The organism is Corallococcus sp. AB045 (assembly GCF_003668895.1).
Classification (GTDB): Bacteria; Myxococcota; Myxococcia; order Myxococcales; family Myxococcaceae; genus Corallococcus; species Corallococcus coralloides.
Genome location: NZ_RAWN01000006.1, coordinates 73621 through 91511, shown reverse-complemented (window position 1 = coordinate 91511; position 17891 = coordinate 73621). Strand labels below are relative to the sequence as shown.

Below are 17891 nucleotides of genomic sequence, written 5' to 3'. Positions count from 1 at the left end.
TGTAGGGTGCGCGCCCCTCCGGAAGATTTCCTCCCGGCATGGCACAAGGTCGAGGCCCCTTGAACCGCTCCTCCTTCCTGATGCGCGCGCTGCGCACTGGCACCTTCTGTCTCGTGGGCGCCAGCTCGCTGATGACCGCCTGTGATTCCAATGATGATCCCCCCGTCGACCCGGCTCCGGTGGACAGGTCGCCGCGCACGCTGACGCTGCTGCAGACCAGCGACCTGCACACCAACATCTTCCCGTGGGACTACTTCTCCGGGAAGCCGGACGCGAAGCGCGGCCTGGCCAAGGTGGCCACGCTCATCAAGCAGGAGCGCGCGAAGAACCCGGACTGCACGCTGCTCGTGGACACCGGTGACACCATCCAGGGCTCGCCGCTCGGCACCTACTACGCCCAGGTGGACAACGCGTCCAAGCATCCCATGGCCGCCGCCATGAACGAGCTGGGCTACGCCGCCATGGCCATGGGCAACCACGAGTTCAACTACGGCCAGGACGTCCTCAACAAGTTCAAGGGCGAGGCGAACTTCCCCCTCCTGGGCGCCAACGTGCGCAAGGCCGCGGACGGCTCCGAGGCCTTCACCCCGTACGTGATGACCACGGTGTGCGACGTGAAGGTCGGCATCCTCGGACTGGTGACGCCGGGCGTGGCGACGTGGGAGCGCAAGGACAACATCACCGGCTTGCGCTTCGATGACCCGCTGGAGATCGCGAAGACGTACGTGCCGAAGATGAAGCAGGCCGGCGCGGACGTGGTGGTGGTGGCCATCCACGGCGGCCCGGACAAGCAGCCGACGGGCAGCGCGACCAGCCCCGACTCGTGGCTCGCGGACTACGAGGACGCCACGAAGTGGACCGACCGCGGCAACCTCCCCGGTGAGAACCCGGCCGTGCAGATTGCCCAGCAGGTGGCGGACGTGGACGTGCTCCTCACCGGCCACACCCACCAGCCCATCCCGAAGATGCTGTTGAAGCAGCAGGATGGCCGTGAGGTCCTCCTCACGCAGCCCAACCGCTGGGGCAGCCACCTGGCCCACGTGCAGCTCAACGTCACCTGGAGCGGTGAGCGCTGGGGCGTGGACGCGCACGACTCGCAGCTCCACGCGGTGGACGAGACGGTGGCGGAGGATGCCAACGTCAAGCAGCTCACCCAGGCCGCCCACGACACCACGGTGGCCTACGTGAACCAGAAGATTGGCAGCACCACCGCGGCCTTCACGGGCGGCTTCCCCGGCCGCTACGTGGACAGCGCCCTGTCGGACCTGCTCAACATCGTGCAGGAGGAGGCCGCGAAGGAGGCCGGCTTCCCCGTGGACCTGTCCGCGACCGCCCTGTTCTCCAATGACGTCGCGCTGCCGCAGGGGGACGTCACCCTGCGTGACGCCTACAGCGTCTACATCTACGACAACACGCTGTACGTGATGGAGATCACCGGCTCCATCCTCCGGCGCGCGCTGGAGATGAACACGCTGTACTTCAAGCAGTTGGACGCGGCGAACCTGCCTGAGAAGCCCGCGGACGCGAAGGCCACCACGCCCGTCGTCGCGGACTACAACTGGGACCTCTACTCGCACATCGAATACGGCTACGACCTGACGAAGCCCGCGGGCTCGCGGCTCACGCACCTGCGCTTCAAGGGCGAGGACGTGAAGGACGAGCAGCTCTTCCGCATCGCCGTCAACAACTACCGCGGCGGTGGCGGAGGCGGGTACAGCATGTTCAAGGAAGGCCGCATGCTGTGGTCCTCCGCGGACGGGGTGCGTGACTACGTCGCGCGCTACATGCAGGAGCACCAGAACCTGTCGCCGGACGCGGTGAACACCTGCAACTTCACGCTCGCGCCGGACCTCTACGCGCATTACTTCCAGGCCACGCTCGGCCCGGCGAAGTGCGCGCCCGTCGTGCAGTGACGTAGGAGACACAGGGACGCCCGGTGGACAGCCCTCTTCCCTTGAGGGCACGTCCCACCGGGCCTCCCGCGTTCCTACGTTGCCCGCGATGGCCGACCCACGCGCGGAAGAGACGTTCCAGAAGAGCATCCACACGCTGACGACGGACGGCGCGTCGCCCCGGACGGAGACCGACGGCCTGGGCTCCCGCCAGCTCCCGGCGGACGCCTACTGGGGCATCAACGTCAGCCGCGCGCTGGACAACTTCGCCATCAGCGGGCGCCCCATCTCCGTCTATCCCGACCTGCTCTTCGGCTACGCCTGCGTGAAGCAGGCCGCGGCGCGGGCGAACGCGGAGCTGGGGGGACTGGATGCAACGCGGGCCTCGCTCATCGACCGGGCCTGCGAGGACATCAAGGCCGGCAGGCTGCACGACCAGTTCGTCGTGGACGTCATGCAGGGCGGGGCCGGCACCTCCACCAACATGAACTTCAACGAGGTCATCGCCAACCGGGGCCTGGAGCTGGCCGGCCACCCCAAGGGCCACTACGCGCACCTGGACCCGAATGACCACGTGAACCGGAGCCAGAGCACGAACGACACCTACCCGACGGCGCTCAAGGTCGGGTTGATGCTGTCCGTCGAGCGCCTGCTGGCCCAGCTGCACCTCTTGGAGCAGGCGTTCCGCGACAAGGGGCAGGAGTTCGCGGGCATCGTGAAGATTGGCCGGACGCAGCTCCAGGACGCCGTGCCCATGACGCTCCAGCAGGAGTTCGAAGGCTTCGCCGTCACGCTGGCGGAGGAACACGCGAGCCTGAAGGACGTCACCCGCCGCCTGGGGGAGATCAACCTGGGGGCGACGGCGATTGGAACGGGCATCGCCGCGGACCCGCGCTTCGCGGAGGCCGCGCGAGCGCACCTGGCGGACATCACCGGGCGCCCCATCGTCACCGCGCCGGACCTGATTGAAGCGACCACCGACGTGGGCGTCTTCATGGAGGTGTCCGGCACCCTCAAGCGCACCGCGATGAAGCTGTCGAAGATCTGCAACGACCTGCGGCTGCTCGGCTCTGGCCCGCAGGCGGGCTTCAACGAAATCAACCTGCCGCCCATGCAGGCGGGCTCCAGCATCATGCCGGGCAAGGTGAACCCGGTCATCCCGGAGGTCGTGAACGAAGTGGCGTTCGTGGTCGCCGGGGGAGACGTGACGCTGACCATGGCCGCCGAGGCGGGGCAGCTCCAGCTCAACGCCTTCGGGCCGGTCATGGCCCACGTGCTGTTCGAAAACCTCAAGTACATGACCGCCGCCATGGCGACGCTGCGCGTGAACTGCGTGCGGGGCATCACCGCCAACAAGGAGCGGCTCGCGCGCCAGGTCGAGTCCTTCGTGGGCGTCATCACCGCCCTCATGCCGCACATCGGCTACGCGCCAGCGGCGCGGCTGGCGAGGGAGGCCCTGGCCACGAACGCCAGCATCGCGGACCTGGTGGTGTCCGCCGGGCTCTTGACGCGCGAACAGCTGGCCGAGCTGCTCTCGCCGGAGCGGTTGACCCGGGGCCAGGCGGTGGAGGCCCGGGAGGAAGAGGGCTAGCACCAGGCGGCCCCTTCAGCGCGAGGTCCGAATGTCCATCCGCCGCCTGCGCAGGTTCCTCCGCGATCCCCCCTGGCTGGTCCTGGGCGGTCTGGTCGTCGTCGGGGGCGCGCTCGGCATCGCGCTCGCCCGCGTGCAGACGGACACCGCGCCAGCGCTGTTCGGGCATGCCTGGCCCGGGGACGTCGACGACACCCGGGGCGCCCTGGGGGCGCTGCTCGGGTTGCAGATCACCATCCTCACCATCGTCCTGTCCCTGAACGCGCCGGTCATCCAGTCCGCGGCGAACCAGTATTCGTCACGGCTGGTCCCCATCTACTTGAAGAGCGCGCCGCTCCGCCGCGCCATTCCCTTCTTCGCCCTCTCCATCAGCTACATCCTCACGGCCATCCGGGAGCTGGGTGTCATCGAGGACGCCGGCGTCAGGCCCCGGCCCGTCCTGTCGGGAGCCATCATCCTGGTGCTGGTGGCGCTCTGCGTGCTCATCGTCTTCCTGGCCCGCACCTTCCGCTTCCTGCGGGTGGAGCGCGTGCTCGGGCTCGTGCAGGACCTGATTGTCTCCGCGACGGAGCGCCGCATCCAGGCCCGCCTGAAGCGGCTCCCACTGGACCCCGCGGCGGTCCTGCGGCTGCCGGCGGATGCCACCTCGCTCCTGGCTGCATCGTCGGGCTACCTCGCGGACGTCGACCTCCAGGACCTCACTCGGCACGCCCGGAAGTGGGGCGTGCGGGTCCGCATCTGCATCACCGTGGGCGAGTACATCGACCAGGAGGACGTCATCGGCTGGGTGGTGGCGGACGGAGGGGGGCCCGTGGACGCCCACGTGCTCAACGACCTCGCCGCCACGCTGAGCATCCAGTCGGCGCGCGAGCCAGACTGCGACCCCGCCCTGGGGCTGCGCATCCTCGTCGACGTCGCGAACCGGGCCCTGTCCTCGTCCGCGAACGACCCGTACACGGCCCGGCAGGCGCTCCATCAAATCCGTTCCGTGATGCGCCGGCTGGCGGGCCTGCCCCTGGGGGACTGGAACGTCGTCGACCCGGATGGCCGGGCGCGCGTGTCACTGGTGGCCATGCGGCTGCGCGACTACCTCTTCCTCGCCGTGGATGGCCCGCTCCATTACGCGGGGGGCGACCCGGAGGTGCTGGAGGAGGTGCTCCAGATCGCCCTCACCGTGGGCCTGCTCGCGCGCGACGCACAGGACCGCGCCGCGGCGCACGCGCTCTTCGCTCGCGTGCTCGCGGACGTCCAGGGCTCCACGGAGAAGGATCGCTTCCACCGCCTGCTCGCCCAGGCGGAGCGCGTCCAGGCCTCCTTCCAGGGCGAGCGCCGGACGCGCGTCGAACGGGGACGCGCGGACTGGCTCCCGGACTGAAAGCGCGGGCTTTCAGTGGCGGGTTTCGCGGGTGGGCTTGAAGCCCACGAGGAAGTCGATGAGCAGGCGGGTGCCGTAGCCCGTGGCGCCCTTGCTGCGCCACGCGTGGTCACGCTCGGCCCGCGCGGTCCCCGCCATGTCGATGTGCGCCCAGGGCAGCCCGTCCACGAACTCCTCAAGGAAGAGGCCCGCGGTGATGGCTCCGGCGTTGTCTCCGCCCACGTTCTTCATGTCCGCCACCTCCGACTCCAATTCCTGCCGCAGGCGCCGGTCCAGCGGGAGCTGCCACACGGTGTCGCCGGTGCGCTCCCCCGACTCCTTCACCTGCTCCACCAGGGGCTGGTCGTTGCCCATGACCCCCGCGCTGAGCACGCCCAGCGCGCGCTGACACGCCCCGGTGAGCGTGGCGAGGTCCACGATGGCGTCGGGGCGGGGCGACTGTTCGGTGGCCAGGACGAGCGCGTCCGACATCACCAGGCGGCCCTCCGCGTCGGTGTTGATGACCTCCACCGTCTTGCCGCCGCGGACCGTCAGCACGTCCCCCAGCTTCATGGCGGTGCCGGAGGGCATGTTGTCGGTGCACATCAGGTACGCCGTCACCGCCGTCCTGCAGCCCAGGGACTTCAGCGTCGTCATCGCCGCGAGGATGGCGCCCGCGCCGGACATGTCGCCCTTCATGGTGGCGTGGACCAGGTCGTTCGGCTTCAGGCCCAGGCCGCCCGAGTCGAACATGATGCCCTTGCCGACCAGCGAGATCCGGCCCACGGGCTGGACGGCTTCTCCCCGGCTGCCTTTGGGCGTGTACGTCAGCTTGATCATCCGCGGCGGCTCCGTGCTGCCGGCGTTGACGCCCAGCAGGCCTCCGCAGCCGAGATTGGCCAATGCCTCGCCGTCGAAGACCTCGACCTCCAGGCTGCAGCGTTTGGCCAGGGACTCGGCCACCTCCGCCATGCGAGCGGCGGTCAGCAGGGTGGCGGGGGAATTGGCGAGGTCGCGCGCGAACGCCGTGGCGCGGGAGTGGATGCCTCCGCGCATCACTCCCTGCTCCACCTCCTCGGTGTTTTTCGAACCCGAGACGAGCGTCAGGGTTTCCAGCGGCGGTTCCTGCTCCGACTGCCGCTTGTAGGGCCGGTAGCGGTAGCGGGCGAGCAGGACGCCTTCGGTCAGGGCCTGCGCGGCGAGGTCCACCGGCACGCTCCCGGTGTCCGGGACCTGGAGCGCCACACGCTTCTGCTGGCCCACGGCCCGCGCGAACGCGGCGGCGGCATCCCGGAGCTTGCCTGCATCCAGCTGTGCTCGCGCCCCCAGGCCGACGGCGACCAGGGGTGGGCCCTCCTTGCGGGGAATGAGCAGCGTCTGACCGGCCTTGCCCTCGAAGCCCGCCGCCTTCAGGAACGCGCGGTCGAGTCCGGGGGCCTTCACCTCTTCGTCCGCTCCCAGGAACGTGCCGACACAACCGGCGTCGGTGGGCACGGTGGCCGCTACGGCGAGCTTCGTCTCCTCCGGGGATTCGATGGAGGGAGCGGGGTGGAACTCGGCCTGCGCGCGTGAATGAAACGAGGTCAACATGGAAGCCTCCTGATGGAGGAACTGGGCACGGCGGCGGGAGGGTGCAACATCCAGAAGGTCACTCGCCCCTGCCTCCGGGAGCGGTTTGCCGGCGGATGGAAGGTGTGGATGTTCCGCCACGCAATCCCATGAAGGGGAAGCCCATGCGCACACTGCCGTCGAAGCGGATGTCACTGCTCACCGAGCGCGAAGCCCAGCTCGTCCTGTCCAGCGCCCCACGCAACCTGGCCGAACTCTCGCCACGAGAGCTGCGCGGACGCATCCTGCGAGCGCGCCGCCTGATGGAGAAGTACCAGGACGCAGCGCAGCGGCAGCGCAGGGAGGCGCTCCGCAAGGAGGTGCCCTCCCGCTCCCGCCGCGCCGAGGGCAACCGCAACACCCTCCGCAAGGCCGAGTACTTCGCCGTCACCCTGGAGCGCTTCGAGAAGCGGCTCGCCCTGCTCGAGCGCAAGGCGCAGGTCCGCACCCGCGCCGCGAGCCGTCCGGCCCCCCGGAGGACGACGCGCGCGGCCACGGGAGGACGCAAGCCCGCGCGCCGGACGCGCGCCGCCGGCCGCACCGCGAAGGCCCCCGCCTCGAAGCAGGCGTCCCGCAAGAAGCAGGGAGGGGCCCTGAAGCGGGAGCGCTTTTCCGCCCTCAAGCGTCAGGTCCATGCCTCGACCCGGGGCCGCCGGACCCAGACCCAGCGCGACTCGCGGCGCTGAGCGTCGAGCGCCCTAGTGTCGGTAGAACGCCTCCTGTACCGCGAGGCGATCCATTCCCCGCGCCAGACAGAGCTGCAAGAGCACGCGGCTCTTCTGCGGGTTGAGCTGGTCCGCGGCGACGAAGCCCAGGGCGTCGTCGTCCATTTCAATGTTCCGGCCCACGTCGCCGCTCACCACCCGCGTGCTGCGCACGACGACGACGCCCGCCTCCGCCGCTTCCGAGAGCGCGCCCGCGGCTTCCGTGGAGACGTTGCCGTTGCCCATCCCCGCCACGACGATGCCGCGCGCTCCATTCGCGACGCTGGCGCGCACCAGGTCCGGCGGCATGTGGGCATGGGCATAGAGGATGTCGACCCGGGGCAGGCGTTCGAGCCCGTCCACGGAGAACCCGGACGCGGCGGAGTGCCGGTGCGTGGGCTGGCGGAAGTAGCGGATGCGCCCGTACCGCGCGGTGCCCAGCAGGCCCGGCCCCGGTGAGATGAAGGTCTGCACGTCCGTGGTGCTCGACTTCGTCACGTCGCGCGCGCAGTGCAGGTCGTCGTTGAGGACGACGATGGCGCCCCGGCCGTGGGCCTCCGGGTCGGCGGCCACGGCGACCGCGTTGTAGAGGTTCAGCGGCCCGTCCGGGCTGAGCGACGTGGCGGGCCGCATGGCGCCGGTGAGCACCACCGGCCGCGCGCTCCGCACCACCAGGTGGAGGAAGTAGCCCGTCTCCTCCACCGTGTCCGTGCCGTGCGTGATGACGACGCCGTCGGCCTCGTCGCCAGCGAAGAGCGCGTTCACCCGGGCCGCCAGCCGCAGCCAGAGGCCGTCGTCCATGTCCTGGCTGCCCACCTGGGCCACCTGCTCGCCCCGGAGCGTTGCCAGGGCGCGCAGGCCGGGGACGGCGTCGATGAGCGACTCCACGGCGACCTCGCCCGCGCGGTAGCCCGGCTCCACGCCGGAGCCGGCCCTCCCCGCGATGGTGCCGCCCGTGGCCAGAAGGTGGACCCTCGACATGGTTGTGTCTCCCGCGCCGCCTACCCGAGACCCCAGGGCAGTCCCAGCACCTGCCACGCTACCAGCAGGGCAATCCACACGGCGAAGACCACGATGACGTACGGCAGCATCAAGGCCACCACGGTCCCCACGCCCGCGTCCTTCTGGTACTTCTGCGCGAAGGTGACGATGAGCGCGAAGTAGGCGTTCAACGGGGAGATGGCGTTGAACGGACCGTCACCCACGCGGTACGCGGCGAGCACGGCCTCCGGGGCCACGTTCAGCCGCATCAAGAGCGGCACGAACACCGGCGCGAAGATGGCCCACTTCGGAATGGCGCCCGTCATGATGAGGTCCAGGACGGCGACCACCAGCACGAACCCGACGAGCAGTGGCAGCGCCCCCAGGCCCGCGTGCTCCAGGGCATCACCCACCTTCACGGCCGCGATGGTCGCCATGTTCGTGTAGGTGAACAGGGCGATGAACTGGCTGATGATGAACAAGAGGAAGATGAGGCCGCCCAGCCCGGCGACCGCCTTCTCCATGGCCTTGATGACGTCCACGCTGTTCTTCATCGTCCCAGCGCCGACGCCGTAGGCGGCCCCCGTCACCAGGAACAGCACGGTGATGGCGACGATGAGGCCGTTCATGAACGGCGAGTCTCCAATGAGCGCGCCCGTCTCCGGATTGCGCAGCGGAGCCCCCGGGGGCAGCGCCAGCAGGCCGAAGAACACCAGCACGCCCACGAGCCCCCAGAACGCGAACTTCAACCCCCGCGACTCCTCCGGGGACAGCTTCGCGCCCGTCGTGGCCGGCTTCTCCCCCTGGTACGCACCCAGCCGGGGTTCGATGATCTTGTCGCTGATGAGCGACACGATGAGGGTCAGCATCACCACCGACGCGACGGAGAACCAGAAGTTCGCCGTCAGGTCGATGGAGCGGTCCGGCGCCATGATGTGGATGGCGTCGTTGGTGATCTCCGTCAGGATGCCGTCCAGCGGTTTGATCAGGATGTTGACGGTGAAGACCGCGGCGACACCGGCGAACGAGGCCGCCAGGCCCGCCAGGGGATGCCTGCCCACGGTGAGGTAGGCGGCCGCCGCCAGGGGAATCAGCACCAGGTAGCCGGCGTCCGCGGCGATGCTCGACAGGATGCCCACGAACACCAGGATGTACGTGAGGAGCCGGGCCGGAGCGACCGCCACCAGCTTGCGGATGAGCGCGCCCACCAGGCCCGCCGCGTCCGCGACGCCCACGCCCAGCATGGCGACGATGATGACGCCCACCGCGTTGAAGTCCATGAAGTGCTGGACGACGCCCGCGAACATGAAGCGCAGGCCCTCGCCCGTCAGCAGGCTCTTCGCGGCGGTGGTCGTCTCCTCCAGTTGGTGCGTGTCCGGGTTGATGGTCTCGTAGGTGACGCTGGCCCCCAGCCTGTAGAAGAGGTGGGAGAGCACCATCACGAGGGCAATCAGCGCGACGAAGATGACCGCGGGGTGGGGGACCTTGTTGCCCACCCGCTCGATGGCGTCGAGCACCCGCTCCATGCCCTTCTTCTTCGGCGGCGTGCGCTGTTTGTTCTTTGTCTCACCTGGGACCTGGACGTCGTCGAAATGAGCCGCTTTGGCCATGGGAGTGCTGCTCCTTTCCAATCCCTCAGAGCTCCAGCTCGGCCCCCACGGAGAGCGAGGTATCCGTCCGGACCTTGCCCGCCGCGGGTGCGCTGTCGTGTTGCAGTTCGAAGTACGTGGTGAGCGCGAAGCGGTCCGTCAGGTCCACGGACAGCTTCGTGGTGGAGTCCAGCAGGATGCGCGTGTCGCCGAAGATGTCCGGCAGCAGCACGGCGTCCTCGCGCAGGTACACGTTCTCGTTGATGTCATAGCGGAACGCCAGGCCCACCGCGGGCGACCACTGCGTCACATCCGGCAGGTTCTCGCGCGTGGGGGTGTACTGGAACCGGCGGTCCTTGGTGTAGCCCGCGCCCAGGTACGTGCGCAGGAAGAGCTCCTTCGACTTCTTCTTGCGCTCCAGGAGCGTGAAGCCGGCTCCCAGCTCCACCTCGGTGCGCAGCTCCAGGCTGGCGGGGTGGTCCGTCTCCACGCCCAGGAAGGTGTAGGCGCTGAGCAGGCGCGTGAAGCGGTAGTCGCCGCGCGCCCAGCCGCCGAGCGTCAGGGCCGTGACCTCCCGCTCCTCCTCGTCCTCGGTGGCCGCGTTTCCATAGGCGCCATCCGCCTCCAGGGTGAGCGCCCACACCGGCGACTCGTACTCCGCCAGGGCATCGCCCGTGATGGTGAAGGTGCGGGCGTTGCCGGCGAAGAAGGAGGCGCCGAGCCCGGCCGAGCCCGTCCAGGGCCCTTCCTCCTCGTCCTCGTCCTCGTCCTCGTCCTCGTCTGCTGCTGCCGCGACGGAGGCCGGTGAGGAGGCATCCGCCGCTTCGGAAGGAGGCGTGGGTGTCTGGGCCATGGCCGCGAAGAGGATGAAGAGTGGACTCATACGTGCCTTGGGGAAGGAGGCGCCTGCCTGTCCCGGTGATGAGGGAGGGGCGGCCTCGGTGGTGCTTGAAGGCCTCCTCGCGTTCCACGCAACCTTCGCCACGCACCGCGCGTACGGCAATCACAGGCCGGCATGCCGGGGGATGGCTCCCTCGTGCCTTTGCCCGTCAGAACGTGATGAGGGATTGGATTCGCGGGCCCTGGCTCAGGGGCGCACGACGTCCTGGATGAACCGGCTCAGCGACTCCGCCATCTTCTGGTGCGTGGCGGCGGAGGGATGCCAGTCCTCGCCGACGCCGTCAGCGAAGGGGTTCTGCATGGTCATCACGTGGCGGTGGACCCGGGCGTCGCCCAGGCGCTGGCGCTCCGCCACGAGTTGGGAAATCCAATCGCCGACGTGCACGGACGTCACCACGCCCTGCTGTTCCTTCCGCTTGAAGCCATCCGTCATGCTGCCCAGCGTGCAGACGATGTGCGCGCGGGGATGCAGCGCACGGAGCCGTTCGAGGAAGGACCGGTAGGCGGACTTGAACGCCGCTTCGTCCGGGAGGAACGCGGCGGTGCCCGCGCCCGCGAACGTGTCATTGGTGCCGGCGTTGAGGACAATCACATCCGGCGAACCGTTGGAGAAGTCCCAGGCGGCGGGGTGGTCCGGGACGGCGCGCTCGTAGATGGCGGGGATCAACCCGGACGTGGACAGGTCCAGGTTGCGGTACACGCCGTGCCCCGAATAGCAGACGAACGTGGCCTCCGCGCCCAATGCCTGGGCCGTGAGCCAGCCGTAGCCGCGTCTGGGATTCTGGTGCTTCGACGTGAAGGTGGGCACCTTGGAGGAGGACGTCTCCGGGGTGAAGGTGACGTCGGTGCCGTAGCCGCAGGTGATGGAGTCCCCGACGAACTCCAGCTTGAGCCCCGTGTGCTGCGGGGGCGGTTCCCGGAACTCGCCCTGCACCTCCAGCGCCAGGAGCGTGCTGGCACCCACCAGGGACTCGGTGCGCTTGAGGAGCTCCACCGTGTGCAGGCCCACGGGGAGGCCGCTGGCGAGCAGGTAGCTGCCCTGACCGGGATGCACCGCGAGCAGCTTGGGAGGTGCCCCGTCCACCACCACGTCGAAGTGGTTGGTCCCCACGTCTCCGCCCTGGCCCGCGTCGTCGAGCCGTATCCGCACGGCGTCCCCCTGGAAGCGCGCGCGAACCGTCACGCCCGGATGGGAGAAGACGACCCCGGTGCTGGAGCGGTACGTCCGGCCCACGTACTGGACCCGCGCGTCCGCGGCCGGAATGCTCACCCAGGTCATGGAAGGGCTTTCACGTGCGAGGGAGGGAGCCCTGCACGCGGCCAGCGACAGGCCCATGCCAAGGCAGACGCCAGCGATGAGGGATCGGTCGGGCACGCGGTTCCCAGCGTACACACAAAGGAGCTCTTCGACGCGGTGGTGGACGACATCTGCGATGAGGCCTTCGCGAAGCTGGCGGCGGCCGTGGGCGCGGCGTGGACGCCCGCGGAGAAGATGCGGACCTTCATCGACGTGCGCCAGGGAATGGCGGAGCGGATGGTCCAGCAGCTGCGCGTCACGCCCCGGGCGCTGCGGGAGCTCCTGCCGCTCGTGGAGCCGCGGCTCGCCCGTCCCCGGGCTCGCGAGGTCGCGCTGCTGACGGCCATCTTCGAGGAGGGCAGGGAACAGGGCACCTTCGAGGTCCGCGACACCCGGGCCGCCGCGCGGGCGCTGGCGCTGGGGTTCCAGCACGTCGAGTGCACGCTGCTGCGCGTCGGCCTGCCGCCAGGAGCGCTCATCCGTCCATGAGCGACGTGCGGTATCGTTGGGTGAAGGAGTGATTCCATGCCGATGCCAGCACCCTTCGTGAACCTCACCCAGCTGGTCCAATGCTCCGACGCGGAGCTCGAAGCGCTGCTCGAGCAGGCCGACTTCGAAAACCTCGAGCCCGGCCGGGACCTGCCGCCGCTGCGTGAACGGCTCCTCCGGCTGGAGCGTGAGCGCGGCCTTACGGAGGTCCACCGGCGTGTCTCCGACAAGGTCCTGGCCGCGGGGGCACGGCTCGTGGAGACCCCGCGCTACATCGGCATGCAACACAGCTTCGCGCTCAGTCCGGATGGACGCCACCTCGCCGTCGCGAGCAACCGCCTCGACGAATCGCACGGGGGAGACGTGCGCATCTGGGAGCTCGCGACGGGGCGCGTGGTCGACGCTGTCGGGTTCGAGACGACGCTGGTCGGCTCGACGCGGGAGCCCTCCTGCCTCCAGTGGTCGCCGTCGGGGCAGTGGCTCGGGGTCATCCTGGACCAGGTGGTCATCGGCGTGCTGCGGGCCTTCGCTGGAATGCTGCCCTCCTTCACCGTGGACGTCACCCGGCGCTGGGGCTCGCCGCCGGGGTGGGGTGTCATCAATCCCAAGACCGTGGAGAACACGGGGCACCTGCCCGCCTGGTGCTGGTCTCCGGATGAAACCCAGCTGTTCATCTCCACCCCCGGGCCCGACGGTGCGCTGGGCTGCATCGTCCCGTTCCGGGAGGGCACCCGGGTCAACGAGGACAGTGAAGGGATTCGCTGGTGCCCGGCCCGGTTGGACGGACAGCCTTCGAAGTCGCGCCCGCATACCTGGGTGCGGTGGAGCCCGGATGGCTCACGCATCCAGGGCTATTGCAAACAGGAGTTCGTGCTCGAGCCGCACACCGACCCGGAGCCGGAACCCCATCCGTCCGCCTCCGCCATCGACGTGCGGAGCGGCGACCTCGAGTACCGCTTCGATGAGCTGAAGCTGCCGGTGGCGTTCTCACCGGACGGTGCCCGCCTGGCCTACGGAGAGGAGTCGCCCCGGCTCGCCAACGGGCACACCGGCCGGGCGATGTCCGTCCCGAGCAAGGACGTCGACATTCGGATTCTCGCGGTCGTGGAATACGTCTGGTCCAGCGACGGCCGGCGTCTCGCCGTGCTCATCAACGGCTACGAGTTCCCGCAGGTCCTCATCTTCGAGGCCGGCAAGCTCCTGTGCCAGATGGACCTGAAGCGCCGTTCGTTCGGCCTGTCCCTCAAGAGCGGCGACCTGGGCCGCTGGGCCTGGTCGCCGGATGGCTCCATGGGCGCATGCCTGCTGCGTGAGGGAGGCATGGCCGAGCCGTGGAAGCGTGAGGGAATCAAGGTCGAGCTGTGGAAGGTGGGGCCCTCGCCCAAGATGCTCCGGCGGCTCGAGGGTGCCAGCGGCATCGACGGACTGGCCTGGGGCGCGGACGGCATGCTCGTGGGAACGGGGCCCCACACCATCGCCTTCTGGGACGTGAACACCGGAGAGCAGCGCTTCCGCTCCTCGTTGGAGTTGGAGCCGGGCCGCGTGCCACCCCCGAGCGACTGGAACCCCTGGCCGGACGAAGTCGCACGCTTCATTCCGACCGAACTCGGCTGGGACTTCACGCGAGCACAGCCGGACGGCACCGTGGAGTGTCCTCCGGGGTCGCGGGAGAAGCTCGAGCCCCGGCTGATGTTCTCGGTGGGGGGGCGCCATGCCTGGCCCTGGCGGTGGGCCGAGGGGACCCGGCATGCGCGCTGGGAGGACGGGGCGCCTTCGCTCGTCGAGCCCCAGGCGGAGGCCGCGTTCGAGGAACGGCGCGTCCCCGTGCCTGAAGGCGAGACGCTGGAGGCGAGAGACGCCCGGCACGGGAAGTGGGGCTTCCTGAAGCAATACCAGGCCCCCACGCGGCCCCTGAATCATTACAAGGCCGAACCCGTGTTCACGCACGGTCCCGCCATCAGCCGCGCCAACCTCACGCCGTATCTCGGCAAGGGGGTGATGCTGCGCCAGACGCAATACGGGACGTGGTACGCCCTCGGTACCCTGCTCGAGGTCTCCGACGAGGGAATCCTCCTCCACCCTCGCGCTCCCATCGGCTCGTACCGAGAGCGGCTCCTGTCCTTCCGGGACATCCTCTGGATTGGACCGGCGGTGCCGCTCGAAACGACGGAGGGCTAGTGCCAGGTGCCCACGCCGAAGCCCCAGCCGAAGTAGAGGCGGGACACGTCGGCGAAGCCGCTGATGCGCCACGAGGTGTCGGGCGACATCAAGCCGAAGACGGACCATTGGAACAGCCGCAGCTCCGCGCTGGCGGTGCCATGCAGGCGAGCCCCGACGGTGTCGAAGCGGCTGGGCTCCAGGTAGCTGCCCGCGCGCAGCTGCAGCCGGTTCTCGATGGGCTCCAGCTCCGCGCCAATGCGCGGTGAAATCGAGAGCCGCCGCCCCGAGCGCTCCAACTGCTGCGACAGGAAGGAGTCGAAGCCGATGGCATCCGGCACGGCGCCGCTGATGAGCACGGACCCGGTCAGCAGCAGCTTCGACCGAGGCAGGGCCCTGTAGCGTTCCGCGCGGTCCGGGCCCCACCGAAGCTGGAGCGGGCGGTCGCCGAACTGCCAGGCGATGCCCGCTTCGATTTCCCAGGGGAGCCTGACGGAGGCGGGCAGGTAGAGGCCGGCGACCTTCACGTTGCCCGCATCATCGGCGGTGGTCGGGCCGCCTGGAGTGAGCCCTCCCTGGACGGGAGCCCGAAGGGTCAGCGCGGCACGTAGCGGCACGCCCATGGGCGTCCAGAGGGCACCGGCCTCCACGTTGCCGCCGAACATGCTGGCGAACTTGTTGTTCGGGTCCTCGGCGGTGTTGATCTCCAGGACGACCGCGCGCAGCCCCACGCCCACCGTCAGTTCGCCATCGAGGAAGCCGCGAGCGAGCTGGAACTGGAAGCGGGTCATGCTCAGGTTGAGGAGCTGTCCATTCGCGTCCTGTCCCAGTGCATAGGTCTGCAGCGACGCGGCGCCGCCCAGCCCCCAGGGCCCCCACTGAATCAGTCCGCCAAGCTGGGTGAAGATGAAGTCGTCGTTGGCGAAGCCCACCGCGCCGTTGTTGTCGAAGTCGCTGTCGCGCAGCGAGCTGGGAAACGTGAAGGCCAGCGACAGGTCGTAGTCGACGTGCTTGGACGAATAGAGCGAGCGCACCGCTGGAGCGGCCGTGTTGACGCTGATGCCCTCGACACCCTCCGCGATGGGGGCGTACGCGCCGGCAAGGCCCGACACCCGCACCGGCGCCAGCACCGGGCCTTGATACACGTCGATGGCGTAGTTCGAGCTGGTGAGCGGCGGGTTGTCCGCGAGCGCCACACCGCTGGAGACCAGCACGGCCACGGCCGCGAGCCTGGCGAGAGAGGAGGGACGGGGAGAGGCCATGGCGGAGCGAGGTGTCGCGAGAATACATGGCCCCTGGCGAGGCTCCGTCGTCCCGTTCGCTGCAACCCGGAGCCCTTTGGCTGCACCCGTCCGGAAGTGGACCCGGTTCGGGCGTAGACTCCACTGGCCGTGGAATCCACCTCTCCCTCCGCGTCGGCGCCGTCCGTACTGCTGCCGCTGCTGCGCCGCGTGCCGCTGCTGATGCTCGTCTGCGCGGTGCCGGGCGTCGTCACCGCGCTCCACACCTGGGTCTATGCCCAGGCCCGGGAGCCGGGCTACCCGCTCAGCCGGGCGCTGCTGGTGCAGGTGCCGCAATGGCAGTACTGGGCGTTCGCCACGCCCGTCATCCTCGCGCTTGGACAGCGCTTCCGCCTGGAGCGCGGCATCTGGCCCCGAAGCCTCGCGGTCCTCCTGGCCGCGCTCGTCGCGGTCATGGTCCCCTACGTGAGCATCATCTACTTCGCCGCTCGGGCCACGGGAGAGACGTGGCTGCCGGAGAGCACCTGGGCGCGGATGCTGCCCTTGATGATGGCCAAGTACAGCGTCCTGTCCCTGCTCATCTACGGCGGCATCCTCGCCATCGGCTACGCCGTGGACTACCACCGCCGCTTCCGCGAGGGGGAGCTGGCCCAGGCCCACCTGGAGACGCGCCTCGCGCACGCGCAGCTGGACGCCCTGCGCGCCCAGCTCCATCCACACTTCCTCTTCAACACGCTCAACGCCATCTCCGTGCTCGTGCGCAAGCAGGACACCGTCGGCTCCATCCGCATGCTCACCGGCGTCAGTGAACTCTTGCGCATGGCCCTCCACACCACGGGCCGCCAGTTCGTTCCCTTCCATGAGGACGTCGACTTCCTGGAGCGCTACCTCGACATTGAGCAGACCCGCTTCCAGGACCGGCTCCAGGTGGTCCGCGCCATCGATCCGGCCACGCTTGGCGCGCTCGTGCCCAGCCTCATCCTCCAGCCCCTGGTGGAGAACGCCATCAAGCACGGCATCGCCACCCGCTCCGGTCCGGGACGCGTGGAGCTGCGTGCCTCGCGCGAGGGGACGCGGCTGGTGCTGGAGGTGCTCGACGACGGCCCCGGGCTCGCACCCGGCTGGGACCGCCAGGACGGACGCATTGGCGTGGCCAACGTGCGCGACCGCCTGCGACAGCTCTACGGCGACCGCCACGTCTTCACGCTGGAGAACCGCGCCGGGGGCGGCGTGCGCGCCCGCCTGGAGCTGCCCTTCCAGGCCGCCGTGCCGGAGGCGCTCGGGGCATGAACACGGCCGCCGCCATCCGCACGCTCGTCGTGGATGACGAGCCCCTGGCTCGCGAGGGACTGCGCCTGCTGCTGGCCGCGGATCCGGAGGTGCGCGTGGTGGGCGAGGCCGGCAACGGACCGGAGGCGGTGCGCCTCATCCGCGAGCACCGGCCAGATCTGGTCCTGCTGGACGTGCAGATGCCGGAGCTCAACGGCTTCGAGGTGCTCGCGCGGCTGGCTGCTGGCGAAGTGCCCGCCGTCATCTTCGTCACCGCGTATGACCAGTACGCGCTGCGCGCCTTCGACATCCACGCGCTCGACTATCTCCTCAAGCCCTTCCGGGACGACCGCTTCCACGACGCCATCGGACGCGCCAAGGCGCAGATCCGCATGGCGCGGATGTCCGACCTAAGCCAACGGTTGATGTCCGTGCTCTCCACCTACGGCGAGCGAGACAGCACGCCCGCACCATCACCCACGCCGCCCGAGCCGTGGATGCGCCGGCTGGCCATCCGCGACGCGGGCAGGGTGGTGTTCCTCGACGTGGACGAAATCGAATACATCGAGGCCGCTGACTACTACGTACAGATTCACGCGGGCGGAAAGGCCTACCTCCACCGCGAGACGATGCAGAGCCTGGAGGCGCGCCTGGAGCCGGAGCGCTTCATGCGCATCCACCGCTCGGCCATCGTGAACGCGCGCCGCATCCGCGAGCTGCGCAGCGAGGGCCGCAGGGACATGGTCGTGGTGCTCACCTCCGGCGCGGAGCTGCGCGTCGCCCGCAGCCACCGCGAGAAGTTCCAGCACCTGCGCTGAA

General features: G+C 69.5%; 14 protein-coding genes. 8 read left to right on the top strand and 6 right to left on the bottom strand.

Annotated elements, in window-relative coordinates; all coding sequences use genetic code 11:
- The first annotated feature begins 38 nt into the window (after positions 1-38).
- From D7Y21_RS02745 to D7Y21_RS02735, 3 genes are all read left to right on the top strand, one after another.
- A complete protein-coding gene (locus D7Y21_RS02745) occupies positions 39-1913 on the top strand; it encodes a bifunctional UDP-sugar hydrolase/5'-nucleotidase (protein ID WP_370038011.1) in 1875 nt (624 codons plus the stop codon).
- 88 nt (positions 1914-2001) lie between these two features.
- Positions 2002-3483, top strand: a complete 1482-nt coding sequence (locus D7Y21_RS02740) for an aspartate ammonia-lyase (protein ID WP_199724507.1) — start codon at positions 2002-2004, stop codon at positions 3481-3483.
- Positions 3484-3514: 31 nt separating this feature from the next.
- Positions 3515-4858, top strand: coding sequence for a DUF2254 domain-containing protein (locus tag D7Y21_RS02735; RefSeq protein WP_120565094.1), 1344 nt, complete (start codon positions 3515-3517; stop codon positions 4856-4858).
- 12 nt (positions 4859-4870) lie between these two features.
- Here D7Y21_RS02735 and D7Y21_RS02730 read toward each other — a convergent pair whose 3' ends face one another.
- A complete protein-coding gene (locus tag D7Y21_RS02730; protein ID WP_121711045.1) occupies positions 4871-6427 on the bottom strand; it encodes a leucyl aminopeptidase in 1557 nt (518 codons plus the stop codon).
- Between the two features lie 143 nt (positions 6428-6570).
- Here D7Y21_RS02730 and D7Y21_RS02725 point away from each other — a divergent pair, with 143 nt between their 5' ends.
- Positions 6571-7131, top strand: coding sequence for a hypothetical protein (locus D7Y21_RS02725; RefSeq protein WP_121711060.1), 561 nt, complete (start codon positions 6571-6573; stop codon positions 7129-7131).
- Between the two features lie 12 nt (positions 7132-7143).
- Here the strand turns inward: D7Y21_RS02725 and D7Y21_RS02720 are convergent, their stop codons facing one another.
- From D7Y21_RS02720 to D7Y21_RS02705, 4 genes are all read right to left on the bottom strand, one after another.
- Positions 7144-8187, bottom strand: a complete 1044-nt coding sequence (locus D7Y21_RS02720; protein ID WP_255427292.1) for a type II asparaginase — start codon at positions 8185-8187, stop codon at positions 7144-7146.
- Entirely contained in the window at positions 8151-9740 is a 1590-nt protein-coding gene (locus D7Y21_RS02715) for an AbgT family transporter (RefSeq protein WP_121711041.1), read from the bottom strand. The genes D7Y21_RS02720 and D7Y21_RS02715 overlap by 37 nt, the downstream gene beginning before the upstream one ends.
- Positions 9741-9765: 25 nt before the next feature.
- Positions 9766-10602 carry a YdiY family protein gene (locus D7Y21_RS02710; RefSeq protein WP_120565090.1) on the bottom strand — a complete coding sequence of 279 codons (837 nt, stop codon included), beginning with the start codon at positions 10600-10602 and terminating at the stop codon, positions 9766-9768.
- 204 nt (positions 10603-10806) lie between these two features.
- Positions 10807-11898 carry an SGNH/GDSL hydrolase family protein gene (locus tag D7Y21_RS02705; protein ID WP_121711039.1) on the bottom strand — a complete coding sequence of 364 codons (1092 nt, stop codon included), beginning with the start codon at positions 11896-11898 and terminating at the stop codon, positions 10807-10809.
- A gap of 138 nt (positions 11899-12036) precedes the next feature.
- Here D7Y21_RS02705 and D7Y21_RS02700 point away from each other — a divergent pair, with 138 nt between their 5' ends.
- Together D7Y21_RS02700 and D7Y21_RS02695 are read left to right on the top strand one after the other, a co-directional pair.
- Entirely contained in the window at positions 12037-12405 is a 369-nt protein-coding gene (locus D7Y21_RS02700) for a hypothetical protein (RefSeq protein ID WP_147443279.1), read from the top strand.
- Positions 12406-12441: 36 nt separating this feature from the next.
- Entirely contained in the window at positions 12442-14583 is a 2142-nt protein-coding gene (locus D7Y21_RS02695; protein WP_121711037.1) for a WD40 repeat domain-containing protein, read from the top strand.
- Here D7Y21_RS02695 and D7Y21_RS02690 read toward each other — a convergent pair.
- Positions 14580-15782: a hypothetical protein gene (locus D7Y21_RS02690; RefSeq protein ID WP_233611939.1), complete on the bottom strand. Its 1203-nt coding sequence runs from the start codon at positions 15780-15782 to the stop codon at positions 14580-14582. The two genes, D7Y21_RS02695 and D7Y21_RS02690, sit on opposite strands and share 4 nt — an antisense overlap.
- Before the next feature lie 171 nt (positions 15783-15953).
- Here D7Y21_RS02690 and D7Y21_RS02685 point away from each other — a divergent pair, with 171 nt between their 5' ends.
- Together D7Y21_RS02685 and D7Y21_RS02680 are read left to right on the top strand one after the other, a co-directional pair.
- On the top strand, positions 15954-17093 hold the full coding sequence (locus D7Y21_RS02685; protein ID WP_121711033.1) for a sensor histidine kinase: 1140 nt from the start codon (positions 15954-15956) through the stop codon (positions 17091-17093).
- Positions 17090-17890 carry a LytTR family DNA-binding domain-containing protein gene (locus D7Y21_RS02680; protein WP_121711031.1) on the top strand — a complete coding sequence of 267 codons (801 nt, stop codon included), beginning with the start codon at positions 17090-17092 and terminating at the stop codon, positions 17888-17890. Before D7Y21_RS02685 ends, D7Y21_RS02680 begins: the two co-directional genes overlap by 4 nt.
- The last annotated feature ends 1 nt before the right edge of the window (position 17891 follow it).